The following is a 26581-nucleotide window of genomic DNA, read 5'->3' on the forward strand; positions in this document are numbered from 1 at the left end:
AAATGAGAGAATTAAAAAGTGTAAGTATACTAGTTATAATAGTTAGTTTGTTTTTTTCTTGCGGAAATAAAAACAAGAAAAATATAACTGAAACTAAAAAGAGAATGGAAGAAGAACTTCCAAATATTGTTTTTATTTTATCTGATGATCAATCCTGGACAGATTACGGTTTTATGGGCGATAAGAATATTGAAACCCCAAGATTAGACCAATTTGCTAATGAAAGCTTAACATTTGAAAGAGGCTATGTGCCAACTTCTTTATGTTCTCCATCTTTAGCAACCATTATTACCGGTCTATACCCAAAGCAGCATGGAGTTTTAGGGAACGACAGAGTACTTCCAGGTGATAAAAGAGAAAACAAAAAAGAATGGCGAGCCAAAAATTATCAACCTATAATAGACAACTTTAAAGAATTAAATACACTGCCAGATTTATTAAAAGAGAAAGGCTATTTATCATTTCAAACGGGTAAATGGTGGATAGGTAACCATAAAAATGGAGGTTTTGATGATGGAATGACTCATGGAAACCCAAATCGTGGCGGAAGACACGGTGATTACGGCTTAGAAATTGGAAGAAAAGGGTTAGATACTTTATGTAGTTATGTTGATATAGCTGTAAAAGAAAAGAAACCATTTTTTATGTGGTATGCACCCTTTTTACCTCATAGACCACATAATCCACCTCAAAGATTGTTAGATAAATATATGAAGAAAACAACGTCTGAACATCTAGCAAAATATTGGGCAATGTGTGAGTGGTTTGATGAAACTTGTGGGGAATTATTTGATGCCTTTGAAGACAGAGGACTAACAGAAAACACTTTGTTTGTTTACGTATGTGATAATGGTTGGGTGCAAGACCCTGAAAAAAGTGGCTATATGAAAAATTCTAAACGTGCACCTTATGATTTGGGAATGAGAACTCCAATTATATATAAATGGGAAGGGAAAATAAACCCTAAAATGGATGCTGAAAATGTGGTGAGTAGTATTGATATGGTACCAACGGTTTTAAGTTTATTGGGAATTGAACATTCGAAAGAAATGAAAGGAATTAATGTGTTGGATGAAGAACAACTGAAAAATAGAAAAGGAATATTTGGAGAGATTTACGCTCATGATTTTGATACGATAGAAAATAGTATGTTTTATAATATGGCTATTTTTCCTCCTTTTAAACTAATTGTCCCAGATTCAATTAGAAAAAAGGATGAAAAAATTCAGCTTTATAATATTGATGAAGACCCATTTGAAAAAAACAATATAGCTGAGAATCATCCCGAAATTGTAGATGATTTAAAAGAAAAAATTAAAGTGTTTAGAGCTGAATAGTACTTTTTATGAAAAATGTATACATCTTATTAGTTACTGTTTTTGTAATGGTTTCATCTTGCAATTCAACGGAAAAAAAAGAAGAAGTTAAAGAGGCTTCAAAACCAAACGTACTGTTTATTGCAGTTGATGATTTAAACAATTGGATAACACCTATTGATGGTTTTTCCAATGCAAAAACACCAAATTTTGATAGGCTAGCAGCAAAAGGTGTTACGTTTACCAACGCACATTGTCAAGCACCATTATGTGGGCCATCAAGAGCATCATTAATGACAGGTCTTCGACCTTCAACAACGGGTATTTATGGTATGACACCCGATAATAAAATTCGTAGAGAAGAAAACTCAGCAACAAAAGATATTACTTTTCTTCCAGAGTACTTTAAAAATAATGGATACTATACTATGGGAATTGGTAAACTTTTTCATATTTACGCACCAAAGGGTATGTTTGATGAGGATGGAGGGCGTGTGAAAGGTTTTGGACCATATCCTGAAAAGAGATTTGTTTGGGACGGTTTTGGTAAAGGAATAAAAGGTACACATGGAAGAACAAGCACCGATTGGGGTGCTTTTCCTGAAAATGATACGTTAATGCCGGACCATCAATCTGTAAATTGGGTGGTAGAGCGTTTACATAAAAAATATGAGCAACCTTTTTTTATGGGACTAGGTTTTTTACGTGTACATGTGCCTTTGTATGTGCCACAAAAATGGTTTGATATGCATCCTTTGGAAGGAATTGAAACACCACCATATTTGTCTGATGATTTAAAGGATATTCCTCCTGTTGGTATGAAAATTAATGATTTACCTATGATGCCTTCAACTGAATGGGCAATAGAAAGTGGAGAATGGAAGAAAATTGTTCAAGCATATTTGGCGTGTATGAGTTATGTAGATTATGAGTTAGGTAGAGTTTTAGATGCACTAGAAAGTAGTGATTACGCAGACAATACGATTATTGTTTTATGGTCAGATCACGGATATCGTTTAGGAGAAAAAGGAACATTTGCAAAACATGCATTATGGGAAACTGCCACTAAAGCACCGTTAATGTTTGCTGGGCCAAATGTACCTAAAGGGAAAAAAATTAATGCGCCAGTAGAAATGTTATCTATTTATCCAACATTGTTGGAATTAAGTGGTTTACCAGCTTATGAAAGAAATGAGGGCAAAAGTTTAGTGCCAATGTTGCAAAATGAAAAAAATGAAGAAGGTGCTTATGCCATTACTACTTTTGGAATGAATAACCATGCGGTAAAAGCTGATGGTTTTCGATATATTGGTTATGAGGATGGAGCTGAAGAATTTTATGATCATAGTACAGATCCAAACGAATGGGCCAATGAAGCATCCAATCCTAAATTTAAGAGTAAAATAGCAGCATTAAAAGCTTTGTTACCAACGGTGAATTCAAAATGGGATTCAAAATCTAATTATACTTTTCAACCTTATTTTGTTGAGCAAAAGGCAAGAATAAATGGAGAGGAAGTTAAAGAGGTAAAAGTAATTGGAGCAAAACATTAAATACATCTAAAATTTATTTTAGTATAAAAAGAGTCTAATAAAAAAGTAATATTAAAATGAAGATTTTTTCAAAAATATCAATATTCATTTGTGCTACAATTCTTTTTGTAGGATGTAAGACATCATTATCATCAGAAAAAAGCAAGAATACAGAAGAAAAACAGAACCCCAATATTATCTTTATTATGGCAGATGATTTAGGTTGGACAGATTTAAGTTCACCTAACACAAGTTTGGATAATGGTTCTAAATATTATGAAAGCCCGAACATAGATAAATTGGCGAAGGAAGGGAAGTCATTTACTTATGCATATACACAGCAAAACTGCCAACCCACTCGCGCAGCACTTCATACTGGGCAATACGCAACAGGATTGCAAAATGGAGTGTATAATGTGGGAAGCCTTAAAAGAGCTTCGAAAGGTATTGTTACATCTATCAAACCTCCCGTTCAAAATAATTATTTACAAGAAGAATGTGTATCTATGTTTGAAACCTTAAAAACGGTTGGTTATCACACGGCTTGGTTTGGAAAGTTACATGCTATTAAAAAGGAAGCGCACGCTGCTACTTATCTGGGTGTTGATTATAATCTGGCACTACGAAAAGAAACAAATGCTACCGTAAATGGTGTAAAAGTTAAAAATGAGTTCTTTGCGCAAAATGATGATGCTAAAGGTTGGATCTTTAATCACGTAGGATTAAAAGACTATGCACAACCTTATGATGCTTCTTATATTAAAAATGTTTTAGTGCCAATGAAAAATGGAAATGATCCCTGGCTATTGGAAGGCACACCTAAACATCTTACTGATGCCTTGGGAGATGCTGTTGTTGATTATATTAAAGATAGATCACAAGAAAAAGAACCATTTTTCGCTTATGTTCCTTTTCATGCAGTACATGTGAGCATTCTTCCGCGTCCTGATTTGGAAGCTAAATATGAAGCCAAAACATCACAGGATCCTCGTCATAAACGCGTTAATTACGCTGCCTTTGTTGAACTTTTGGATCAAACTGTAGGACGTGTTTTAAATGCGCTAGATGATCCAAATGGTGATGGCAATACTCAAGATGGTATTGCTGAAAATACGTTAGTTGTATTCTATTCAGATAATGGTGGCTTTATGGGACCTACTGATAATACACCATTGCGTTTAAGAAAAGGAACGTATTATGAAGGAGGTGTTCGCGTACCTTTGATTTTCAAGTACCCAGGTGTTATTTCACCAAATACAGTGAACACTGCTCAAGAAGTTCATGCCATTGATTTTTATCCTACACTGGCCGAAATGGCTGGGGCAGAGCTACCTGATTCTCAAAAGCATGAAATTGATGGAAAATCGGTTGCACCTGTTTTAAGAGAAGAAACAGAAGTACTTGATGATAAAACAGAGCTGTATTGGCATTTTCCAGGGTATATGGATGTGCGTAATATGCCTCAATCAGTTATTCATTATAGAGATACCGACAACCAACATTATAAATTGTTCTATCTCTACGAAGATGATTCATATGAACTTTATAATCTTAGTAAAGATATAGGTGAAACTGTTAATCTTTTAGATGAAAGCCCAAGCCAAAAGACACTATATTTAGCGAATAAGATGAACAATAAACTTCGAGAATGGCTTATGAAAAGGGATGCTCCTACAGGAACTTGGGCGAAAAATGGAGAGAAAGTACCTTACCCTCAGATAGATGGTATTCAAAAATATAAAATATAAAAAATAAACACTATTAAAATGAATAAAAAATATTTCGTTTTTTTTCTTTTAGGAACCGTAGCCTTTGTTTTTACTGCTTGTTTAACTAATAAGAATAAAGCTTTAAATGAGGAAGCTGAAAAAGAAATACAGAGATTAAATAAGCCCAATATGATTTTTTATTTGGCAGATGATCAAGATGTTTATGATTATGGCTGTTATGGGAATAAAAAGGTAAAAACAACAGCCGTAGATAGATTGGCGAAAGAAGGGATGCTTTTTAATAATGCTTTTACTGCTCAAGCCATTTGTGCGCCAAGTAGATCACAAATTTTTACAGGTAAATACCCATTAAAAAATGGTTGTTTTGCAAATCATACAGCTACAAGACCAAATATTGAAAGTGTTACAATTAAGATGAAAAATTTGGGTTATGAAGTTGTTTTGGCAGGAAAAAGCCATGTAAAGCCATCTAATGTGTATCAGTGGGATAGGGAATGGGAGCCAGTTCCTAAAAAGAATGTTCCTAGAGATTATATTCCTTTAGATAGCATAGAAAATTACTTTAAAACTTCAAAAAAGCCATTTTGTATGTTCATCACTTCAAAATACCCTCATGGAAAATATTTTGATGTAGAAAACCCAAATGCTGAAGACCTTAAATTTTATCCATTCAATGCGCATAAGAAAAGTAGTAAATCATATATTAAGAGTAGAGCAGGTTATTATAGAAGTATTGAAGAAGACAATAAGCAATTAGAAAGTGTGCTAAATTTAATTGATATTTATTTACATGATAATACCTTATTTGTTTATAGTGCAGACCATGGAGTTTCTGGGAAATTCACCGTAAAAGATATTGGTTTAAAAGTGCCTTTTGTTGTGCGTTGGCCAAGAGTAATAAATGCAGGTTCAATATCAGACCAATTAATTCATTATACTGACGTGCTCCCAACTTTTATGGATATTGCAGGTGGTAAAGTAGGGACAGATATGGATGGTAAAAGTTTTTTGTCAATTCTTAAAGGTGAAGATATTGAAATTAATAAATATGTATATGGGATTAGAACCAACCAAAATATTCTAAACTCTGAAGTTTTTCCTTCACGAATGATTCGTGATAAACAATATAAATACATTAGAAATTTTAATTCGTTAGAAGTGGTTGAGCAAAATTTAACAGGAAAACCAAATATAGATTTCTTTATTAAAAGAGGTGCAATGCATTTTAAAAATGAACCTTTTGAAGAGTTATACGATTTACAAAACGATCCTTTTGAACAACATAATTTAGCTGAAAATTCAGATTACAAAGATGTTAAAGAGCGATTAACAAAAGATATGTTTACTTGGATGAAAGACCAAGGAGATTTTTTAAATGATCAAATAGGGAATATGCCTCTTGTAACTCCTAAAGGGAATAAAGGTTTTAAACTAGATAAAGATACTCCGAGCAGAAAAATACCTGATTCAATAAAAAACACTTTAAATAGTGAAGATTATTTAATAATTGAACATTGGTAATTAACCATTTATAAAATAGCGTATGATGAATTTTAAAAATAAATACATTTTAATTGTATTAACTATTTTAATTAGTTTTTCGTGTACAACGAAGCAAAAATCAGAAAAAGAAGATGCTTTAAAAAAGAAACCTAATGTTTTATTTATTGCCATTGATGATTTAAGAACTGAATTGGGGTGTTATGGTGTACCACAAGTTAAGTCTCCAAACATAGATCAATTGGCTCAAGATGCGTTTGTTTTCAACCGAGCCTATTGCAATGTACCTGTTTGTGGAGCTTCAAGAGCCAGTTTACTTACAAGTATTCTACCTACAAAAACACGTTTTATAGATTATAGAGCTAAGGCAGAAGAGGATGTCCCAAATGCTAAAACATTACCAGGTATATTTAAAGAAGCTGGTTATACCACTATATCTAACGGAAAGATTTTCCATTATAATAAAGATGTTCAGGATGCTAGTTGGAGTCAAAAACCGTGGATGCCGGCAGGAGGTCATGCCGTATGTTATGATCCAGAAACTGAACAATTACTTATGAAATCAGGTAATGGTCGCGTATACGAAGCTCCAGAGGTAGCAGATAGTTTTTACCCAGATTATAAAATTGCACAAAAAACCATAAGTGATTTGCGCAGTTTCAAAGTGTCTGGAGAACCTTTCTTTATGGCTTGTGGATTTTTTCGTCCTCATATGCCTTTTTATGCACCTAAGAAATATTGGGATTTATATGATAGAGATTCCATTGAAATAGCTGATAACCGTTATCTTCCTGAAAATGCCCCTAGTGGATTGCGTGGAAGTGGAGAATTTAAAACCTATAGCTTTGGAGAATATACACCTAACACCAATGAATTTCATAAAATGATGCGCCATGGGTATTATGCTTGTGTAAGTTATGTAGATCAATTAGTTGGCGAGGTAATGAGTGAGCTTGAAAACCTTGGCTTAGCAGAAAATACGATTGTTGTATTATGGGGAGACCATGGCTGGCATTTGGGAGAGCATGAGTTTTGGGGTAAACACAATACCTTGCATAATGCCTTGCAAGTTCCTTTAATTGTAAAAGTGCCAGGAAAAGCAAAAGGTATGCTAACAGAAGCTTTGGTTGAGAGTGTTGATATTTACCCTACACTTTGTGACTTGGCTAATATTCCTACACCTGATTACATTATGGGAGAGAGTTTTAAATCTATTCTTGATGAACCTAAACAGTCGTTTAGAGAAAATGTATATGCGAGGTTTAAAGCAGCTGATGCCATAGTTACGGAAGAATTTACTTATTCTTTGTATGAAAACGGAGAGGAAATGTTGTACAACCGTAAATTAGATCCTGAAGAGAATAAGAATGTTGCGACGGATGTTAGCTACAAAAAGGTAATTGAAGAAATGCGAAATGCTCTAAAAATAAAACAACAGCAAGCAGCTAGTTATAAATAAACAACAGCGGTTATAATTTAATACGAAATAAGAAACTAAATAAGGTATTTCTAGTAAGGGATTTTATTAGTTTATAAACACTGTTTCTTGGTGCTATATGCTTACAAAAGTCATTAAAGCAAATCATTAAATAATGAATTAAAAATGATTAGTTTTTTATTGAAATTTCAATAGTTAATTTAACAATAATATAATTAGAGTCAGGACAGTACAGGATGATTGAGTATTTTTAAATTAATAATTTAGCAGTGATTTTATAGGAGTATAAGATGTTGAGTTAATTAAGTTTAATTAATTATTAAAAAATAATAATTATTAAAGTTAAAAAGTTTGGTTAATAAGAGGAGCTTGGAGAAGCTCCTTTTTTTAATGCTAAAAAAAGTTCAAAAGTGTATTTAATTTGTTCGAATTTATAGAGTATTTTAAAATTTGTAATTAATAAAAAAAAGGTAAAAATTATAGGCTTCGGATTAGATTAATTCGATGAAGAGTTGAATTCAACTATAATGATGAATATAGGATAGTACAGGACAGTTTTTGCTCTTACTTACGATAAATTTGAACCAAGATTAATAGGATTTGTTAATTTTAGAGTACAAGATTTAATAATTAAATGGATATAAAATAAAAATTATATAAATTTATTTATGAAATAGGTTAAAAAAACCTTAATACTGGTAATAGGTGTTTGGAGAAATAAATGTAGAGTATTTAAAAAAAAGTGCTACCAATAGTCTGGATTATGAGGATTATATAATGCCTTCTGTATTTAATAATTTCTTAATACTAAAAATAATTATGATTAATTAATTCTATATTTCGATGAAGGTTGAGTTATTATTAGGCTCAATTCTTTTTTTTGTTAATCAATACAATTTCAAAATTAAATTAGATGAAAGTAGGTCTTTTTATACCTTGTTATATCAATCAGTTGTATCCACAAGTTGCCATTGCAACATTAGAATTGTTGGAGAAATTAAATGTAGATGTTTATTATCCTTCAACCCAAACTTGTTGTGGGCAACCATTAGGAAATTCGGGATATGAAGAAGACTCAAAAGGAGCATGCCAATTATTTGTGGAGAATTTTAAAGAATACGATTTTATAGTTGGTCCTTCAGGAAGTTGTATTTATCATATAAAAAAGCATTTTGATATTTTAGAACAAACACCAGAAGTAGTTAAAGTTAGGGAAAATGCTTATGAATTGTGTGAATTCATAGTTAAAATATTGGGTAAAACGGAAGTTGGCGCTTCATTTCCTTATAAAGTTGGACTTCATAAAAGTTGTCACGGACTTCGCGGCTTAAATTTGGGTTCTTGTTCAGAAAGAATGGAGCCGCACTATTCTACTGAAGAAGACTTATTAAACAATGTGAAAGGTCTAGAGCTAGTGAAATTAAATAGAGAAGATGAATGTTGTGGTTTTGGAGGAACTTTTTCTGTTTTTGAAGAAGCTGTATCTGTGAAAATGGGTAAAGATAAAATTAAAGATCACCTAGATAGTGGAGTTGAAGTAATTACTGGAGCAGATCATTCTTGTTTAATGCATTTAGAAGGGTTAATAAATAGAGATAACAAACCATTAAGAGTTATGCATATTGCAGAAATCTTAAATAAAACTTTATAAGTATGTCTCATTCAGAAAAAGCAGCAGTATTTAATAAAAATGAAGCCAAAGTAAATTGGCACGATAAAGCCTTGTGGTATGTTCGAGAAAAAAGAGACAATGCAGCTCACGGAGTTAAAGGTTGGGAATATTTGCGCGAGTTAGCTTCAGGGATTAAAGCAAATGTACTATCAAATTTAGATGATTATTTAATTGAATTTGAGGCGAATGCGTTAGCAAATGGAATTAAAGTTCATTGGGCATCAAGTGCTGAGGAACATAATCAAATTGTTTCAAAAATATTAGAAGATAAAAAAGCAAAAAAAGTGGTTAAAAGTAAGTCAATGCTTACTGAAGAATGCCATTTAAATCCATACCTTGAAAATAAAGGAATTGAAGTAGTCGATACAGATTTGGGTGAATATATCGTGCAAATTGCAAAAGAATCACCAAGTCATATTGTATTGCCAGCAATTCATAAAACTAAAGAAGAGGTTGATGAATTGTTTCAAGAACATTTAGGAACAACACCTAGTAATGGAAATCCTGAATATTTAACAAATGAGGCAAGAAAACATTTAAGAAAAAAGTTTTTACAAGCCGATGCCGCCATAACTGGAGTTAATTTTGCAATTGCTGAAACTGGTGGTATTGTAGTTTGCACAAATGAAGGAAATGCAGATATGGGGTCTCATAGTGCACCTGTTCATATTGCCTGTATGGGAATTGAAAAAATAATTCCAAAAGAAGAACATCTAGGAATTTTTTTACGTTTGTTAGCAAGAAGTGCTACAGGCCAGCCCATTACAACTTATTCATCGCATTTTAACAAACCTACAGAAGGGAGAGAAATGCATATTGTAATTGTAGATAATGGAAGAACAGAACAATTAAGTCGTGAAGATTTTAGAGCATCACTTCATTGTATTCGATGTGGGGCTTGTATGAATACCTGTCCTATTTACAGGCGAAGTGGTGGGCATAGTTATGATGCTACCATTCCAGGACCAATTGGTTCAATTTTATCTCCGGGTAAAGATTTAACAAAACATAGTTCATTGCCATTTGCATCTACCCTGTGTGGTTCTTGTTCCAATGTTTGTCCCGTGAAGATTAACATTCACGAACAATTATATTCATGGCGACAAATCATTACAAAAGATGTAAAACAACCTTTAGTTAAGAAAACTATATTGAAAATTGCAGGCGTAGTGCTCTCAAATAGGACACTTTACAATATTGGAGGTAAATCGGCGCGATTCATGTTAAAATATGCTCCTCGATTTATGGTGTATTCTAAATTAAACGCTTGGGGAAAAGCACGTGAATTGCCTGAAGTAAAGAATCAAAATTTCGATGATTGGTATAAAGAAAAAAGAAAGAACAATGGGTAGAGAAGCAATTTTAAAGTCTATAAAACAAAACAAGCCAGCGTTGTTGCCTTTACATGAAATTAATTTGGAAGCTTTTTCAGAAGAAGTGAACTTACTAGATACTTTTAAAAGTAATGTTGAATTGGTGGGTGGTACTATTCAAGAATTGAAAAAGAATGAAAATTTAACTACTGAAATTAATAAACGGTATCCTAAGGCTAAAAAGATAGTTGGGAATTCGCAAACTTCAGATATTGGAACGATTCCAATTAGTAAAGAAACAGAACCTCACCAATTAGAAAATATTGATTTAGCTATTATTAAAGGTGAATTTGGTGTTGCAGAAAATGGTGCAATATGGATTTCTGAACAGGATTTCCCAATTAGAGTTTTGCCATTTATTACCAACGACTTAGTGATTGTTCTAGAAAAAGAAAATTTGTGTTTGCATCTGCACGATGCGTATAAGAAAATAGCAGGTAGAGAACGTTCTTTTGGGTTGTTTATATCAGGTCCTTCCAAAACAGCAGATATAGAACAATGTCTTGTGATTGGGGCTCAAGGGGCAATGAGTTTGACAGTCGTTTTAATTTAACAAAGAATAAATATGAAATGTTACAAAGTAGAAGAATATATTTACCGCCATTAAGTCTAATAGGCCCAGGTGCATTAAAAGATTTAGGAGAAGAATTAAAAGCACTTCCATATAAAAAAGCTCTTTTTGTTACAGATAAAATATTAGTTCAAATCGGCGTAGCTCAAAACGTAATAGATGTTCTAACAACTTCAAATATTGAAGTTGTTACTTTTGACAATGTTCAGCCAAATCCGACTGTTAAAAATGTTAACAATGGATTAAAATTATTGCAAGAAAATGCTTATAACTTTAGGCGGAGGGTCTCCTCAAGATTGCGGAAAAGCGATTGGTATTTTAGCTACAAATGGAGGTAATATTAAGGATTATGAAGGTATTCATGTATCTAAAAAATCTTCCTTACCTATTATTGCAATTAATACAACAGCTGGTACAGCTAGCGAAGTAACCATAAACTATGTTATTACAGATGTAAAAAGACAAGTGAAAATGGTGATGGTTGATAAAAACTGTTTAGTTTCAATCGCCGTAAATGACCCTGAACTAATGTTGGGGAAACCAGCTGTACTTACTGCTGCAACGGGGATGGATGCTCTTACACATGCTATAGAAGCTTACCTAACAAAAGGAGCGTTTGATTGGTCAGATGCCTTGGCTTTGGAGGCTATAAAATTAATTTCTCAAAGTTTAGAGCAAGCCGTAAAACATGGAGATGATCTTGAGGCTAGAAGTAAAATGGCTTGGGGACAATTTATTGCGGGTCAATCATTTTCAAATGCAGGTTTAGGGTTTGTTCACTCAATGGCACATCAATTAGGTGGTATGTATGATTTACCACATGGAGTAGCAAATGCTATTCTATTACCACACGTTGAGCGATTTAATATCCCTTCTTGTACTTATAAACTTAAAAGAGTTGCTCGAGCAATGGGTGTTGGTGTGCTTGACATGAGTGATCTTGAAGGTGCAAATGCTGCAATAAAAGCAATAGAAAAACTATCAGCAGCTGTTGGAATTCCTTCTGGCCTGAAAGAATTAGGTGTTAAAGAAGAAGATTTTGAAAAAATGGCAGAAAACGCAATTCTTGATGTTTGCACCGGAGGTAACCCTAGAGAGGTTAATGTTGACGATGCTATTGCAATTTATCAATCTGCAATGTAATAGTTATTTAAAATGGCTATACAGGATATTAAAAAACTAATGTACTTAAGCTAAATACAATTAGCTCTTAAACCATCTAAAATTTATGATTTAGGTGGTTTTCAAGTTTTTAAGAGTAAATAGAATTTTTACTATTTAATTTAAAATGATAGTTATTTATTAAAGTATATGTTGAACTGACACTCTTATTAAATCAATAACAAATTAGTATAATGGATTTAACTATTCAAAAACGAATATTAACAAAACAAAGGGCAACCTATATCAGTTTAATCCATTGTAACATTAAACCAAATTAATTCAATAGAAGGTCTATTTCTCACCTATGAATCAAAATTGAAAATAGCACCATCTCCAGCATTATTCCATACCGTTTGCTCTCCATTTCATAAAGCTTCCAATTTCGCGCAGAAAGAGCCACCAAAAATGTGGCACTTACTTTTAGCCTTTGCGCTTTTTAAATCCGTTTCCATTAGAAACATTCCTACAAGCTAGAAATATTCGTGCAGGTAATAAGGTGTTCACAATACGCTCCATTTTGTTTCATAAAATATATCTGCAAGGGCATTCAATAAATAAAACATAAATCCTCTCCTTTTTTAAAGGGGAGGTGCCATCGGCGGAGGGGTTAATAATTCCCTTGCATATACCATAAATTGCACTAATCGTCCACAGTCCTCATTTAGCACAATTTATTTATTTTACTGCACACATTCCACATATTCCTCACGCATAGCTATCTTTTGCCCCTAAAACCCAATAAAGTATCCATTCATAATTATTAGGGGCAAACCGCTATTACACAATTTGGCTCGCCTGCTTGGTCACTTCGGGCTAAAAAAAGGGTGTCACAGTTTTTGAAGACCTCCATTTTGCATATAATTTAATTACTCCTTAACACTCGCAATTAAAACATATTGCAAACGCGCACAAGAGCAATGTATTCCGTTAACATTGTACTCCAAAATGTAGAAATATACTAAAAACCTCAACTCACAAAAACGACCTATTAAAATAGCAATAGCAATTCAAGTTGTCGAAGCGTATGAGCAACCCAAAAAGCGCAGCGACCTGGGTGTGAAAGTGAGATGACTTAGAATGCAAAGCTATTCTAATAAGTCTTGATTTTTTGATTCGTTTTGCATCAAGGCAAAATGAATAATGACAACATAAAATTCACTCCATAAAGTGCCCTTGCTTTTCCAGCAGCATCAAAAACACCGCCACCCTTGCGTGTACCACGTAGTTGTTGCACGTACTTATTCGAACCTCAACGTACTTTTGCCCCAACACCCTTGTTCCTGCTCGCGGCGGCTCGCGTTAATGCTACCGCATTAGGCTTACCATTACCTGCTGAAATGAACATTCTTATAATCATTTCAAAGAATAATCGAGGTTTAAAAAATAAAAAAGGTCGCAAAAATCGGTTGTTCCCTTCTCCAGCCGCACTTAGACTTTCAAGGTCAAGCCCTTCGGGTTTTGAAAAAAATCTCCACCTCATTTACAGCTCGTTTCAAATTTTTATAAAAAACACCGGTTGTATTTTTTACAAAAACCTTGACAGCCTTTGCCACACAACCAACAGGGGTGCTTTCTTTTTTCTTTTTGTTTAAAAATTTATATGCGCGAAGCAGGGCTGAGCGTAAAAAGTGTCCAGTGGACGCTTTTAGCGATAGAGCCAGATGGCGCCAGGATGTTATTTTTAATTCGAGAACTATGCCAACTTATGAAATCAAAACCCACCGAAGCGGAAGAGCCTATAATACACCGCACTTTTTTATTCTAAATAAAGGATTAAACAGTGGTAAGCCACTGGAGAAGCCTTGCCCAAATTGTTATGTCATTACAACACCTTTAGAGGAAACCCGGGAATCTCTATATTATTTATGCTTATCTCTTAAAATAGGCAAGTATTTCGCATACTATTTAAAAGGAAGTGTCATTCCATTTATCTGTATTTCAGATGCTAAAAAAGTGATTAATGTAGCACTCCATAACTATGAGCAACAACAGTGGAAAACCAAGGTTGAAAAGCTTAAAAAAATCAATGCTTTTGAAGAAAATCTACAGCAACAACTAGTAGCAATTTCAAAATTGAAAATTGCTTTGTTGAGGTCTTAAACTTTCTTGTCATTCCTGCGAAGGCAGGAATCTCAAATTGTCACCCTCAGCTCGACTGGGGGATCTCATCATTTAAAACTAAAAGAAAATGAAAATAATTATAGCAGGATCCAGATCCTTTACCGATTACCAAAAATTAAAAGAAATATGTGACAAATTCCTCCGGGATCAAAACAATATTGAAATTGTAAGTGGTACATGCCGAGGAGCAGATAAACTAGGAGAACAGTACGCAAAAGAACGAGGATATGAAATCACTCAATTCCCTGCAAACTGGAATAAATATGGAAAGTCAGCTGGGCCAAAAAGAAATCAAGAAATGGCAAATTATGCCAATGCATTAATAGCCTTTTGGGATGGGAAAAGCAAAGGAACCAACAATATGATTCAACTAGCAAATAGGTGTAATTTAGATATTCTGATTTGTTATCATTAATTCTATAGTTATTCTAAATTAAAAATCTTAATAAAGACACTTCGCTATTTAAGTTTTTCTATTAAAAATTAAAATAGTAATTCCTTAATTAAGTTTTTTGTGATTTTCTTAAATAAGAAGTACCTTTGATAAAGTTTTAATTAAAAAGCAATATGAAAAGTTTTAAAGCAGGAAATCAGATACATCAAGGGACTTATAAGAGTTTTCAGCCTAATAGGATAAATCAAGAATGGAAAATTGATGATATGGAACTGTTAAATCTGTTAAGTCAGGCTGATAGGCAACTTGGTAGACTAGATATGTATTCAGAATACATCCCAAATATTGATCTTTTTATAAGTATGCACGTTTTAAAAGAGGCAACTCAATCTAGCAAAATAGAAGGGACTAAAACGAATATTGAAGATGCTTTATTGGATATAGAAGATGTGAATGATGAAAAAAGAGATGATTGGGAGGAGGTTCAAAATTATATAGAAGCTTTAAATTCAGCAATTGCAAATCTTGAAAAACTACCATTTTCATCACGCTTAATAAAAGAAACTCATAAGATTCTATTACAGGGAGTTCGAGGAAAGCATAAGTTGCCTGGAGAATTTAGGAGTAGCCAAAATTGGATAGGTGGAGCCAGCATTAATGACGCTACGTTTATACCTCCAATTCATTCAAGTGTCAACGATTATATGGGGGACTTAGAAAAGTTTGCTCATAGTATAGAATCATATTTCCCGGACTTATTAAAAATTGCGCTCATACATTATCAATTTGAAACAATACATCCATTTTTAGATGGAAATGGAAGAGTTGGGAGATTATTGATTACTTTATATTTAGTTGAAAAAGGAATTCTGAAAAAACCAATTTTATACCTTTCTGATTTTTTTGAGAAAAACAGGTCTTTATATTATGACAATTTAACGCGAGTACGTGAAAAAAATGACTTAACGCAATGGTTTAAATTTTTTTTAGTTGGAGTTATCGAAACTGCTAAGAACAGTGTAACTACTTTTGATAGTATTCTTAAGTTACAAAAAGAAGTAGAAGTTAAAATTCAAACTTTAGGAAGCCGTTCTAATAATGCTCAGTTAATTGTAAATTATTTGTTTCAGCGCCCAATTCTAGACGCTAGTAAGGTGAAAGATTTAACAAACCTCTCATTGCCTTCTGTATATAAATTAATCGATGATTTAGAAAAACTAGACATAATAAAAGAAACCACAGGAGCTAAAAGAGGAAAGATTTATATGTTTAGAGAATATACAAACCTGTTTAATTAGCCTTAAATTGGAAGAAATGTTTAATGCTCTTAAATTAAACAGCTAAACATTCAACTCCTCAATTACAATTTGTTGAGGTAAAAAGTTCCAGCAATAATAACTACTGCTAAACGTAATTTTACGTTCAGTAATACCATTATTAAGAAACTTCATGCGCTTGTCAAATAGCAAGAGTTGCAATTCTTTGTGTTTAAAAAGTTGTTTTGGAGCCGCATCATTAAGCCAGGTATTGGTCATAATCAGTGCAAAAGGTTTATTGAATGATAAAGCCCTTTCAAAGTATTTACGTTTGTTAGAAAAAGGTGGATTACTTATTAATACATCCCATTGTTCAGGTTCATAAGAAAAAAAATCTTGCCCATTGTTAATATGGCTAAAAACAACCTTATTCTGCTTACTAATTTGTTTTACAAACTCGCTTTCGGCTGTATCAAACGGACACCAAACAATGGCTTCTTTAGGAATATATTTTAATATAGGAGTAACGCCATATGCAGGTGTATAACACTCATCATTCTTTCCCTTGCTGTATAATATCTTACTACTATTCACACTTTAACTATTATCGGCAAATAACTTTCGTAGTATATAAGAAACAAAAAAACTAATCACTGCTCCAATAACAGCCATAACAGCAGTAAAAACTACATCATGCAAGCTGATATTGAAAACAGTTGATAGTAGTGTGCCCCCAAACACACCAGATTTTAGTTGATAATTATTTGTTGTCATTAGTTGTAGTTTCGGGATCAGTTTTAGTGTCAGATACTACAGCTTGACTTACAGCAGTGGCTACAGTTCCTGCCACAGTTAAATAAGTTGCAATAGTCACAACAATAGCGGGCATTGCAATTGGAGCAGCAATAATAACACCTCCAGCAGTAGCCAAAGCAATGCCAATGTTTCTAAGTTTTCTAAAAAAATTAGGAGTCTTTTTTTTATATCGTTGAGTTAATTTCATAATTAAGATTTTATAGTTAATGTGATGGTTTCTTTTCGGTCAAATGCTTGGTAACAACTAGAAATTATTTTTTGAAATAACGGTGTAGATTGCAATCCTTTTCCAATACCAGTCAATGTTGAAACAGGAGCCAAACAACCTTTCAATTCCTTTTTTGCATCATTGGCAGGATGTATCAAGATCAAACTTCTGCCAGGAACATTTTCAACCAATAAATGATGCTTAAACTTTTCTGAATAACGAGGTTTCAACGTATAAACACCTTCAGGAATACAAGAAATGTTTAGCTTGTTATCCAACCAAGGTAATTCAATGGCAAAGCCTAAAAATTGTCTTTTATAAAAGAGGACACTATTCGTGCCCTCCTTAAAATAAGTTCTGTGTAATAGTAAATACATTAAACAGTGTCAATATCAATAATGGACAAGGCGTTGTATGATCCATTTTTCAATGAATACATTTCACCATTTACTTCTTGATAAAACTCAATTCCCAATACATGAACTACAGGTAAAGTAGAATTTGCAGTAACAGTAGCAGTCAAATCGATTTGTGCAGTTGGTGCATTTTCATAAGGTAATACAGCAGTCTCATCACTTTCAAAAACAAAAGTTTCTTTGGTAAAGTCAACTTCAGCAGCTCCCATAACCATTTTAAAATGTGTGGTTCCTGCAGGCGCAGCAATACGTTTTTTTGCAGAAAAAGGAGCAACGCCAACAGTTGCATCGCCAGCTACTCGATCAAACGCATTCACGGCAGGAGTATACAAAGTAGCACCCAATTTCCCATTGATGTTAAACTCAAAGCCCTCCAAGAGTTCCAGGTTACCATCTTCAATAGTTCTAGAACCTCTTTCATTAACAGCATCGGTTTTTACAATTTTCAACAAATCAGTTGTCAATCTACTCACCACTCTTTTGTCTTTAGCATTTTGTAAAAGAAGCCGAATTGCATTTCGCAATACTTTACCACCTTTTCCAGCAACACCAAATTCAGCACCGTTTTCACGTGTTCTTTGAAACGCAGGATCATTTTTAATTCTTGAAGCATCTACACCACCTTTTTCACGGGCAAGATGTCCATCAGCAGTTTTGTAAAAGGAAATACCTCCAATAGTTCCTTTCAATCTAATAATACCAGTTTGTTTGGCCATAATGTTATAAAATTTTTAATTCTCAACAAAGCAACTTATCTTTATAAAAGAAATCAAAAATTGAAATCCATCCATTCCGAAAACGTCCTTTTTAATCCAAATTGAGGGATTCATTCAAGAATAGATGCTAGTAGGATACTAGTAGGATAAAGCATGGATAGAGTATTAAAATGAAGATAGTAAGAGCTTGCATATACCCAAAAGACATTCAATGCATCACAGGCAGAAGTGAACGCTATGGGCGTAAACTTTTAAATAAAATTAAGGAGCATTTAGGTAAACAACCTCATCAATTTATTACAATCAATGAGTTTTCAGAATACTCAGGAATTGAAATAGATATCATAAATGAATACATTTCAAATCAAATAAAAAGGGGCTAATTCGGGGTCAGTAAAAAACAGTGGAGCTATAAGCCCTTTAAGAAAAGGGCTTGTGGGAATAGTCTTAGTTCCTTCCTCTCTGCAAAAGAAGCCTTACATTAATGTAAGGCTTCTTTTTTATAAGAATGAATATCCCAAAATTATAGAAACAGTTTTATATGGAGAATCATAGGAAGCGTTGCTGTTTGTTAATTGTCTTACAGAATGAAATCTAGCCTCCATACTATATCTATCTTTCATTTTGTAGCCAGCTCCTAATGCAAGGTTAATTCCGCTTTTTATATCAACCTTACTAAAAACATAACCATCCTCTTCTTTATAATCAATTGAACAGTTTAATGGTGTGTCAATAATAATTGAAGTGTTTATAAAAAATTTAGAACCTTTTTTGAGGAAAAAATAATGACGAATACCAATAGGTAATTCAATAGAATTGTATTTTACGGATGTTATATTAATTCTTCCTGAAGCTTCACCTACAACTTTTGAAATATCTGATTTAAAGTATTGATAAGTAGGTTCAAAAATTAAAGCCCATTTGTTTTTATTGAAAGGCAATATTAGTTCAGCTTCAATTCCTAAACCAAAACTACTTTTACTGCCAAAATCAGTGTATTTATAATCTAAAAAAAAGTTTTCATTTGATAAGGATGATGTTCTAAATTGAGGTCTAATTGATAAATTAAATAAATCTCTGTTTTGCCTCAATTCAAAATTTGAATATTCTGAATTAGTACATTTATTGTACTGATTAAAAAAGTTAAATAAACTCTTTTTTGTGTATTGTAGTTTATTTATGGTTGTTAATTTTATGGAAGAACATTTTAAGTTACTCCATAATTGCTGTTTAAATCTGTTATTTTCTCCTATTTTATTATCTGTTGTTAAGTAATTTTTAAAAATTAATTGTTCTATATCTGAATTTTTATAGCTGTAGAATAATCTCATCAATACCCCATCTTCAAATAAATAAAGGTTGGCTTCGCCTTCAATAAGCGTTTTTAAAAATATTTGTTCTTCTTTTAGAATTACTTTTTTATTTCTACTTAACTTATTTAGTTTATTACTTGATCGGTCAATTTTAACAGTTTTTCTAATATATTTTGAAGCTTTATAGATATAAAATTCTTTAACGGAATCAATACCAATTGATTTTTCATTATCCGATTCAAATATTTTATATTTAAAACTAGTTGGGTTGTTTCTCGAATCTACATTTTTTATGAAGCACTCAATTTTTTTGTTCAAATTATTAATAAAATATCCTTTTTCAAAAGTAATTTGCGAGTAGGAGAATACAGTAATAAATGTGGTGTAAATTAATAAGAAATACTTTCTCATGTTTTTTTCAAATGTAGTGTTTTCTATAGAAAATGAACTTGCAAAAGAAAGTATTTTAAGACTAAATTATCGTATTAATATTTAAAAAAGATACCTGCTTTGTTTTTACTTAAAAAAAAAGTAACGAAAACATTTACGTAACTACATTTTATAAAAATTGTTAATTAACTTAACAATCAATAAATTTGACAAGAAAATACAGAGTTTCAATTAGTTCAATTTAAATACTCGTATTCTACAATAACTAAAAAAAGAAATATGGCAAATGAATTACTTCAAAAAGAAGGATTAAGAAAAATAAGAGAAGATTACCAGTATTTAATAACTTTATTTAAAGAAATGTTGACATCAATTGGAGAGAGTAACTTAGCTGATGGGTTGCCAATTGATAACTTTTCTGTAAAAAAAACAGCTAATTATTCCAATGAAAAATTTACACAAGCAATTGGAATGTGTTTTGAGCTATTGAATTTAGTTGAAGAAAATGCCGCAACACAATATAGAAGAAAATCAGAAACACAATTTGGTATTGAATCTACAAAAGGATCTTGGGGTTATACGCTAAATCAATGGAAAACAGAAGGAATTAATGAGTGTAAGATAGCTGAAAAACTAAGAGAAGTTAAAGTAGTGCCGGTTTTAACAGCCCATCCAACGGAAGCTAAAAGATTAACTGTAATTGATATTCACCGAGAATTGTACTTGTTATTGGTTAAAAAGGAAAATCCAAATTGGTCAACTTCAGAGCAATCGCTTTTAAAACAAGAAATTATTAGTTTAATGGAGCGTTGGTGGAGAACAGGTGAAATTTATCTTGAAAAGCCACGGTTAGAAGATGAGAGAAATAATCTTATGCATTATTTTAATAATGTGTTTCCTGAAGCGGTTAAATTAACAGATCAGCGTTTGAAAGATGCTTGGGAAGAAATGGATTTTTCTCCGGAATTATTAGAATGGCCAGAACATTTTCCTTTAATTCAGTTTGGAAGTTGGGTTGGTGGTGATCGTGATGGACATCCGTTTGTAACACCTAAATTTACTGCTTCAACTTTAAGATTGCATAGAAGATTAATGTTGAAAATGATTCAAAAACAATTAGTTGATTTGGCGGCTAAACTTAGTTTTTCTAGTTTTCAAAATACAATTGCGTCGGACTTTCTTAACGAACTTGAACAAAAAGCCTCGTTATTTGGAGCAAAAGGAGAAAAAGCATTAAAGCGAAACCCGTCAGAACCATTACGTCAATTTATAAATTTACTATTGCTTCAATTAAATAATACAATTAAAGATAATCATACTTTAGGAGAGGCAAGTTATTTTAAATCGGCTGATGTTTTAGATGTTGAACTTAAAAAATTAAGGCAGTTGCTTATTGATTTAGGTGCAGTAAAAATTGCTAAGCAGTGGTTGTTTCCTATTGAAAGATTAGTGCAAAACTTCGGGTTCCATTTAACAAAATTAGATATTAGACAAAATAGCGCTTACCACGAAAAAGCAATTAGTCAAATATTAGCAGCCTCAGGTTTTACGGATTTTGATTATGGAAGTTGGAATGAAGAAAAAAGATTGTCCTTTTTAAATAAAGAATTAAAAAATAAGCGTCCGTTTTTAGTAGCTGGTGTTTCTTGTGGGCCAGAGGCTGATAATGTTCTTGGGTATTTGCGAGAAATTAAAACATATGTAGATTTATACGGTACAAATGGAATTGGATCTGTAATTGTTAGTATGACTCGTAGTTTAAGCGATTTATTATTAGTGTATTTGTTACTTAGAGAAGTTGGACTACAAGATACGAACCTTCCAGTAGTTCCACTGTTAGAAACTGTTGATGATTTAATTGCTGGTCCGGAAATTTTAACCGCTTTCTTAAAACATCCAATTGTTGAGAAGCAACGGTTAAATTCTAAGTCATTTATTCAAGAAGTAATGTTAGGTTACAGTGATAGTAATAAAGATGGTGGAATTTTAACAAGCCGATGGAATATATACAAAGCAGAAGAAAACCTAACTAAAGTAGCGAAAGAATTTGATGTAAAACTCTGCTTTTTCCACGGACGAGGAGGAACAATTAGTAGAGGAGGAGGAAAAATTCATAGATTTTTAGATAGTATGCCGGCAGGTTCTATGAGTGGGCAAATAAAAATGACTGTGCAAGGAGAATCTATTGCTAATTTATTTGCCAATCGTCTTACTGCAGCTTATAATTTAGAAATGTTTGTTGCAGGGACAGCAAGACAAGCTATGGTTGAAGAATCTAAAGTTAAAGATGAACAACGTTATAAAATAATGGATGAAATAGTTGAGCTTACCAGAACAACTTATAGAAAATTATTAGACCATCCAAATTTTATTGAGTTTTATACAGCCGTAACTCCAATAGATGTTTTAGAGCAAAGTAAGATTGGATCAAGGCCAGTTCGTAGAACAGGTCAAAGATCCTTAGAAGATCTTCGTGCTATTCCTTGGGTTTTTAGTTGGAATCAATCTAGGTTTAATATTAGTGGGTGGTTTGGAACAGGAACTGCTTTAGTGGAGTTTCAGAAAAAGCATCCAAATGATTTTGAACATTTAAAATCATTAGCAAAAGATTGGCCTTTCTTAAAATATAGCCTCATTCAAATCGAATCTAATTTATTAAATTCTGATATTGAAATAATGAATTCATTTACCAATTTTGTTGAGAATCCAAAGGTAAAAGAAGAGTTAATGACACTAATTTTAAATGATTATAAAAATTGTTTAGATGAAATTGAAGAAATTACGGAAAGCTCAGTAGAAGTGAGGCGAATTTCTAAGTTAAACGATAACAAATTAAGGAATAACTCATTAAAAGCATTGCATGAAATTCAAATAGATTATTTAACGAAATGGAGAAACCTTAAAGACTCAAATCCGAAAGAAAGCGATAGTTATTTAATGGAATTATTATTACTTGTAAATGCATTATCTGGAGGGCTAAAAGGTACTGGGTAAAAATACCCCAAATTAAAAATACAATTTTAAAAATCTGTTTTTTCATTTAAAACGAATAAACAGGTTTTTTTATTAATTAAAGTTTAATAAAATTCGAATGAGTGATCAGTTTCAATTTAAACAATTTAAAATTCATCAGGATAAAACAGCAATGAAAGTTGGAACTGATGGTGTGTTACTTGGGGCTTGGGCTAAAATTGATAATTCTGTTAATAGCATTTTAGACATTGGATCAGGAACTGGTTTAATTGCTTTAATGATGGCTCAGCGCAGCTTTTGCGAATTGATTGATGCTGTAGAATTAAATGATGAAGCATATGTGCAATCTGTAGAGAATTTTGAACAAAGTGATTGGGCAGATCGTCTGTTTTGTTACCATGCATCTTTTCAAGAATTGGTAAATGAAATGGATGATGAGGAATATGATTTAATAATTTCGAATCCTCCTTTTTATACATCAACTTATAAGGAGTTAGAAAATGGTAGAGCAATGGCAAGACATTCGGAAAGTTTGACTTATAAAGAGTTGCTTTTAGGAGTTGCTAATTTATTGGCTAAAAATGGTAGCTGTGCTTTTATTATTCCTTTTTCTGAAGAGGGGAATTTTATTTCTATTGCAAAAGAATTAGAATTATATCCAAACAGATTAACCCGTGTAAAAGGAACAGAAAATTCTAAAATTAAACGCAGCTTAATTCAACTTTCATCTTCTAGTGTACTTGTGGAAGAAAATGAGCTTATAATTGAGCTAGACCGTCATATTTATACCAATGATTATATAAAATTGGTTAAAGATTTTTATTTGAAAATGTAAACTAACTTTCTTCGAGATATTCTTGTTCGGTATTTATTTCCCAAATATTAGCTTTGGTTTTTACTCCATTTTTAATGTTTTCAACAGCCATCATTGCAGTTAACATTGAATGATCTTGATTGTTGTATTTATGCATTCCATTTCTTCCAATTAAAAATAAGTTTTCAATTGAGTCAGTAAACTTTTGGATTGTACTAAAATTCTTATATCCGCCAAAGTATGCAGGGTAGGTTTTTGGCATTTTTATAATAGTTGAATCTAATACAGATTGTTTTTCAATAATATTAATTGAAACTAGTTCATTAATTGCAAATTCGATAAATTCAGAATCAGGTTTTAGCCATAAAGAATCACCTTCATTACAAAAATATTCTAACCCAACCCAAACTGTGTTAGGGTCTTTTACTAGGTGCGGACTCCAGTTGTTAAAAATTTGTAATCGCCCTATTTTTACAGAACTCTCTTGAATGTAAATCCAATTATCCTTAATTAATGTTTTAGACTTTTTATCTTTTATTTTTAATTCTTTAAGTAAAAGTCCAACTGTAATAAAATCTCTATATAATAATTTATTAGCAACATTAATAACACTATACGGTGCAGTAGGCTTTATATTATTTATTAATTCCTTAACAGGCATTGTTGAGACAAAATAATCCGCTTGTAAAACTATTTTAGAATTTGTTGTTGAATCAACAATAGTTACGCTTTTTATATTGCCTTCTTTAAGAATTAGTTCCGTGGCTTTACTATTTGTTATAATCTCACCTCCTTTTTGCTTAATTATTTTTGCAACTTCCTCCCACATTTGTCCAGGTCCTAATTTTGGATATAAAAACTTTTCAATTAAACTAGTTTCAACATTTTTTTGATTTAAATCCGATTCTTTTGAAAATGCATGTAAAATTGCTTTGCTTATTGAAACACCTTTTATACGTTGCGCTCCCCATTCGGAAGGAATTTCCGCACATGATTTACCCCAAACTTTTTCAGTATAATCTTTAAAAAAAGTATAGTATAAGGTTTTTCCAAATCTATTTATAAAAAAATCTTCTAAGGTAACTTCGTTTGATATGGGAAAAATCTTTATAAATAGATAACTAAAGGCAATTTTTAAGCTAGTTAACAGCCCTAAATTATTTAAGGTATGGAAGCTTAGAGATATAGGATAATTAAAAAATTTCTGAAGAAAAAATATACGTGAAACTCTTTTTCGAATAAGCATAACTTTATTCGGATCTAAATCATTTTTTTTTGAGTTGTTGTGTTCAATTTCTTTTTCTTTCCCTTGATATTTTATTTTTAATTTGGAGTCTGAGTTATTGTTTTCAATGGGTAAAATGTTTTGCCACCAATCCATAACCTTATCTGATTTGGAAAAAAACCGATGTCCTCCAATATCAATTCTGTTGCCTTTATAGTTAACGGTTTTTGAAATTCCGCCCATATCGCCAGACATTTCAACAATAATAGGTTTAATTTTTGTATGTTTTATAAACTCATATGCAGCAGTAAGTCCCGCCGGTCCTGCACCTATAATTATTGCTGTTTTATGATCTTTTGAACTCATTGTTTTATTTAGAGAAGCTTTTTTTTAAAGTATTTGAAACAGTTTTTAGCATAGAATTATTCAAAAGAATTGAACCTATAATTATAGGTACTAGAGGCATTAAGTATCTGGATGCTCCCACGGGGCCAACAAGTAAAACTATATAAAAGAAAAAGCACCCAGAAATAATTCTAATATTTAAATTTATTGATGGGCTAAATATAAATAATAAATAACCCAATAGTTTTATAATGTTAAATAATATTATGATACCCAAAAACAGCAGTAATATTGGAGAATAGGAGTTGGTTAAAAATGCTAGTACACCTTTAATACCACCATTATTTATATGAAATAAAATCCCTTTATTTTTTGCGTTAGGTGTTTTAAACATAAAGAAGTATGATAAATCGAACCTTCCGGGGTCTAGCAGAGCATATATACTTCCTTGTAAGTGATAAATAGTGTATGAGAATAAATTCTCTTTTATAATATTTTTTGCCGATGTATCTAAAAAAGTAAAATTTTCATTATAGGTTTCTAATAAATTGGCTTCCTTGTGTATGCTGTCTATTATTTTGTCAGTTTTTTCTTCTCCAATTTTACTTAGCAGGAAAAATTTGACGTTGTAATCTAGTAAGTTTATTGTTTCAATACTTGAATATTGAATACGTTGAGTTCTATTATAATTCCACTTAAAAATTAATAGAACAGCCAAGATTGGTAATATAGAGAAGGCTGCGGGGTGATATTTTTTATGTTTAAAAGCTAAGTACAACATATAAATTGTACTTGGAATTACAAATAAATACATTACAGGTTTAACATACGCTGCTCCAATTAATGCGCAGCTATACCAAAAAACAGCCCTAGGATTTTTAAATTTTAAATATTTTGCAGCGTTTACAAACATAAGTACAATAAAAAATTGGAATAGTACTTCGGTTAAAATTGCATTCGCGTATATAAATTGTGAAGGTGTTATAAATAATAAGAAAATAAATAGATAGTCATATTTTTTATCATAATTATAAAGAAGAATAGTTTTTCTAATTAAATAAATAGAAATAATAGAAATAATATTTTGAAAAAAGAGAATAACATAAAATGGAGCATCAAAATAATTAAATAATGACAAAAATAATGGATATCCTGGAGGTCTAAGCGTATAGTTTTGTGGATTTATGGGTAAATTTAAATCACCAGAGTAAAAAATTCCTTGAGAAATAATATTTTCAGCTTCAATTAAATACTGATATGAATCTGACATTTTGAAATTTGTACCAGAAAAAGGATGA

The 26581-nt window shown here is 31.9% G+C and carries 22 protein-coding genes and 1 pseudogene; 15 read left to right on the forward strand and 8 right to left on the reverse strand.

What is annotated here, in order from left to right; all coding sequences use genetic code 11:
• Positions 1-2 precede the first annotated feature (2 nt).
• The 12 genes and pseudogenes from Q0776_RS06055 (at position 3) to Q0776_RS06110 (ending at position 16109) form a co-directional block, all read left to right on the forward strand.
• Positions 3-1337, forward strand: coding sequence for a sulfatase-like hydrolase/transferase (locus tag Q0776_RS06055; RefSeq protein WP_298366015.1), 1335 nt, complete (start codon positions 3-5; stop codon positions 1335-1337).
• An 8-nt stretch (positions 1338-1345) separates the two neighbouring features.
• A complete protein-coding gene (locus Q0776_RS06060) occupies positions 1346-2869 on the forward strand; it encodes a sulfatase (protein WP_298366017.1) in 1524 nt (507 codons plus the stop codon).
• 56 nt (positions 2870-2925) lie between these two features.
• Entirely contained in the window at positions 2926-4596 is a 1671-nt protein-coding gene (locus Q0776_RS06065) for a sulfatase (RefSeq protein ID WP_298366019.1), read from the forward strand.
• An 18-nt stretch (positions 4597-4614) separates the two neighbouring features.
• On the forward strand, positions 4615-6099 hold the full coding sequence (locus Q0776_RS06070; RefSeq protein WP_298366023.1) for a sulfatase: 1485 nt from the start codon (positions 4615-4617) through the stop codon (positions 6097-6099).
• Positions 6100-6121: 22 nt separating this feature from the next.
• Positions 6122-7537: a sulfatase gene (locus tag Q0776_RS06075; protein ID WP_298366025.1), complete on the forward strand. Its 1416-nt coding sequence runs from the start codon at positions 6122-6124 to the stop codon at positions 7535-7537.
• A gap of 892 nt (positions 7538-8429) precedes the next feature.
• A complete protein-coding gene (locus tag Q0776_RS06080; RefSeq protein ID WP_298366027.1) occupies positions 8430-9167 on the forward strand; it encodes a (Fe-S)-binding protein in 738 nt (245 codons plus the stop codon).
• 2 nt (positions 9168-9169) lie between these two features.
• Positions 9170-10540 (forward strand): lactate utilization protein B, encoded by a 1371-nt coding sequence (locus tag Q0776_RS06085; RefSeq protein WP_298366028.1) that lies wholly within the window; start codon positions 9170-9172, stop codon positions 10538-10540.
• Positions 10503-11114: an LUD domain-containing protein gene (locus Q0776_RS06090; protein WP_298366030.1), complete on the forward strand. Its 612-nt coding sequence runs from the start codon at positions 10503-10505 to the stop codon at positions 11112-11114. The genes Q0776_RS06085 and Q0776_RS06090 overlap by 38 nt, the downstream gene beginning before the upstream one ends.
• Before the next feature lie 17 nt (positions 11115-11131).
• Positions 11132-12275: pseudogene (locus Q0776_RS06095) on the forward strand (iron-containing alcohol dehydrogenase).
• A gap of 1557 nt (positions 12276-13832) precedes the next feature.
• Positions 13833-14396, forward strand: coding sequence for a hypothetical protein (locus tag Q0776_RS06100; RefSeq protein WP_298366032.1), 564 nt, complete (start codon positions 13833-13835; stop codon positions 14394-14396).
• An 88-nt stretch (positions 14397-14484) separates the two neighbouring features.
• Entirely contained in the window at positions 14485-14832 is a 348-nt protein-coding gene (locus Q0776_RS06105) for a DUF2493 domain-containing protein (protein ID WP_298366034.1), read from the forward strand.
• A gap of 152 nt (positions 14833-14984) precedes the next feature.
• A complete protein-coding gene (locus Q0776_RS06110; RefSeq protein ID WP_298366037.1) occupies positions 14985-16109 on the forward strand; it encodes a Fic family protein in 1125 nt (374 codons plus the stop codon).
• Positions 16110-16151: 42 nt separating this feature from the next.
• On the opposite strand, the gene Q0776_RS06115 is transcribed toward Q0776_RS06110, so the two are convergent.
• From Q0776_RS06115 to Q0776_RS06135, 5 genes are read right to left on the reverse strand one after another with little or no spacing between them, the layout of a single operon-like run.
• Entirely contained in the window at positions 16152-16661 is a 510-nt protein-coding gene (locus Q0776_RS06115) for a tRNA (adenine-N(6)-)-methyltransferase (RefSeq protein ID WP_298366040.1), read from the reverse strand.
• Between the two features lie 3 nt (positions 16662-16664).
• Complete coding sequence (locus tag Q0776_RS06120; RefSeq protein ID WP_298366041.1) at positions 16665-16841, reverse strand: hypothetical protein; 177 nt, start codon at positions 16839-16841, stop codon at positions 16665-16667.
• Complete coding sequence (locus Q0776_RS06125) at positions 16828-17070, reverse strand: hypothetical protein (protein WP_298366043.1); 243 nt, start codon at positions 17068-17070, stop codon at positions 16828-16830. Before Q0776_RS06125 ends, Q0776_RS06120 begins: the two co-directional genes overlap by 14 nt.
• Before the next feature lie 2 nt (positions 17071-17072).
• Complete coding sequence (locus tag Q0776_RS06130) at positions 17073-17468, reverse strand: DUF5675 family protein (RefSeq protein WP_298366044.1); 396 nt, start codon at positions 17466-17468, stop codon at positions 17073-17075.
• Entirely contained in the window at positions 17468-18223 is a 756-nt protein-coding gene (locus Q0776_RS06135) for a hypothetical protein (protein ID WP_298366046.1), read from the reverse strand. Before Q0776_RS06135 ends, Q0776_RS06130 begins: the two co-directional genes overlap by 1 nt.
• A gap of 170 nt (positions 18224-18393) precedes the next feature.
• Here Q0776_RS06135 and Q0776_RS06140 point away from each other — a divergent pair, with 170 nt between their 5' ends.
• The gene (locus tag Q0776_RS06140) at positions 18394-18606 is read left to right on the forward strand and encodes a hypothetical protein (protein WP_298366048.1); all 213 of its coding nucleotides are present in this window, start codon (positions 18394-18396) and stop codon (positions 18604-18606) included.
• A gap of 117 nt (positions 18607-18723) precedes the next feature.
• On the opposite strand, the gene Q0776_RS06145 is transcribed toward Q0776_RS06140, so the two are convergent.
• Positions 18724-19947 (reverse strand): tRNA modification GTPase, encoded by a 1224-nt coding sequence (locus tag Q0776_RS06145; RefSeq protein ID WP_298366049.1) that lies wholly within the window; start codon positions 19945-19947, stop codon positions 18724-18726.
• A 258-nt stretch (positions 19948-20205) separates the two neighbouring features.
• Between Q0776_RS06145 and Q0776_RS06150 the strand changes: the two genes are divergently transcribed.
• Complete coding sequence (locus Q0776_RS06150) at positions 20206-22920, forward strand: phosphoenolpyruvate carboxylase (protein WP_298366050.1); 2715 nt, start codon at positions 20206-20208, stop codon at positions 22918-22920.
• A 97-nt stretch (positions 22921-23017) separates the two neighbouring features.
• Positions 23018-23734, forward strand: coding sequence for a methyltransferase (locus tag Q0776_RS06155; RefSeq protein WP_298366053.1), 717 nt, complete (start codon positions 23018-23020; stop codon positions 23732-23734).
• Between the two features lies 1 nt (position 23735).
• Here the strand turns inward: Q0776_RS06155 and Q0776_RS06160 are convergent, their stop codons facing one another.
• Complete coding sequence (locus Q0776_RS06160) at positions 23736-25304, reverse strand: NAD(P)/FAD-dependent oxidoreductase (protein WP_298366056.1); 1569 nt, start codon at positions 25302-25304, stop codon at positions 23736-23738.
• Positions 25305-25308: 4 nt separating this feature from the next.
• Entirely contained in the window at positions 25309-26553 is a 1245-nt protein-coding gene (locus Q0776_RS06165; protein ID WP_298366057.1) for a hypothetical protein, read from the reverse strand.
• Positions 26554-26581 lie beyond the last annotated feature (28 nt).

This window comes from uncultured Lutibacter sp. (assembly GCF_947495725.1).
GTDB lineage: Bacteria > Bacteroidota > Bacteroidia > Flavobacteriales > Flavobacteriaceae > Lutibacter.

Excerpts from the sequence above, each read along its gene's own strand:
- Q0776_RS06085 (WP_298366028.1), top strand. The coding sequence starts at position 9,170 with ATGTCTCATTCAGAAAAAGCAGCAGTATTTAATAAAAATGAAGCCAAA.
- Q0776_RS06060 (WP_298366017.1), top strand. The coding sequence starts at position 1,346 with ATGAAAAATGTATACATCTTATTAGTTACTGTTTTTGTAATGGTTTCA.
- Q0776_RS06055 (WP_298366015.1), top strand. The coding sequence starts at position 3 with ATGAGAGAATTAAAAAGTGTAAGTATACTAGTTATAATAGTTAGTTTG.
- Q0776_RS06130 (WP_298366044.1), bottom strand. The coding sequence starts at position 17,468 with ATGTATTTACTATTACACAGAACTTATTTTAAGGAGGGCACGAATAGT.
- Q0776_RS06150 (WP_298366050.1), top strand. The coding sequence starts at position 20,206 with ATGGCAAATGAATTACTTCAAAAAGAAGGATTAAGAAAAATAAGAGAA.
- Q0776_RS06135 (WP_298366046.1), bottom strand. The coding sequence starts at position 18,223 with ATGGCCAAACAAACTGGTATTATTAGATTGAAAGGAACTATTGGAGGT.
- Q0776_RS06125 (WP_298366043.1), bottom strand. The coding sequence starts at position 17,070 with ATGAAATTAACTCAACGATATAAAAAAAAGACTCCTAATTTTTTTAGA.
- Q0776_RS06160 (WP_298366056.1), bottom strand. The coding sequence starts at position 25,304 with ATGAGTTCAAAAGATCATAAAACAGCAATAATTATAGGTGCAGGACCG.
- Q0776_RS06155 (WP_298366053.1), top strand. The coding sequence starts at position 23,018 with ATGAGTGATCAGTTTCAATTTAAACAATTTAAAATTCATCAGGATAAA.
- Q0776_RS06120 (WP_298366041.1), bottom strand. The coding sequence starts at position 16,841 with ATGACAACAAATAATTATCAACTAAAATCTGGTGTGTTTGGGGGCACA.
- Q0776_RS06145 (WP_298366049.1), bottom strand. The coding sequence starts at position 19,947 with ATGAGAAAGTATTTCTTATTAATTTACACCACATTTATTACTGTATTC.
- Q0776_RS06065 (WP_298366019.1), top strand. The coding sequence starts at position 2,926 with ATGAAGATTTTTTCAAAAATATCAATATTCATTTGTGCTACAATTCTT.
- Q0776_RS06110 (WP_298366037.1), top strand. The coding sequence starts at position 14,985 with ATGAAAAGTTTTAAAGCAGGAAATCAGATACATCAAGGGACTTATAAG.
- Q0776_RS06080 (WP_298366027.1), top strand. The coding sequence starts at position 8,430 with ATGAAAGTAGGTCTTTTTATACCTTGTTATATCAATCAGTTGTATCCA.
- Q0776_RS06105 (WP_298366034.1), top strand. The coding sequence starts at position 14,485 with ATGAAAATAATTATAGCAGGATCCAGATCCTTTACCGATTACCAAAAA.
- Q0776_RS06140 (WP_298366048.1), top strand. The coding sequence starts at position 18,394 with ATGAAGATAGTAAGAGCTTGCATATACCCAAAAGACATTCAATGCATC.
- Q0776_RS06165 (WP_298366057.1), bottom strand. The coding sequence starts at position 26,553 with ATGTCAGATTCATATCAGTATTTAATTGAAGCTGAAAATATTATTTCT.
- Q0776_RS06070 (WP_298366023.1), top strand. The coding sequence starts at position 4,615 with ATGAATAAAAAATATTTCGTTTTTTTTCTTTTAGGAACCGTAGCCTTT.
- Q0776_RS06075 (WP_298366025.1), top strand. The coding sequence starts at position 6,122 with ATGATGAATTTTAAAAATAAATACATTTTAATTGTATTAACTATTTTA.
- Q0776_RS06090 (WP_298366030.1), top strand. The coding sequence starts at position 10,503 with ATGATTGGTATAAAGAAAAAAGAAAGAACAATGGGTAGAGAAGCAATT.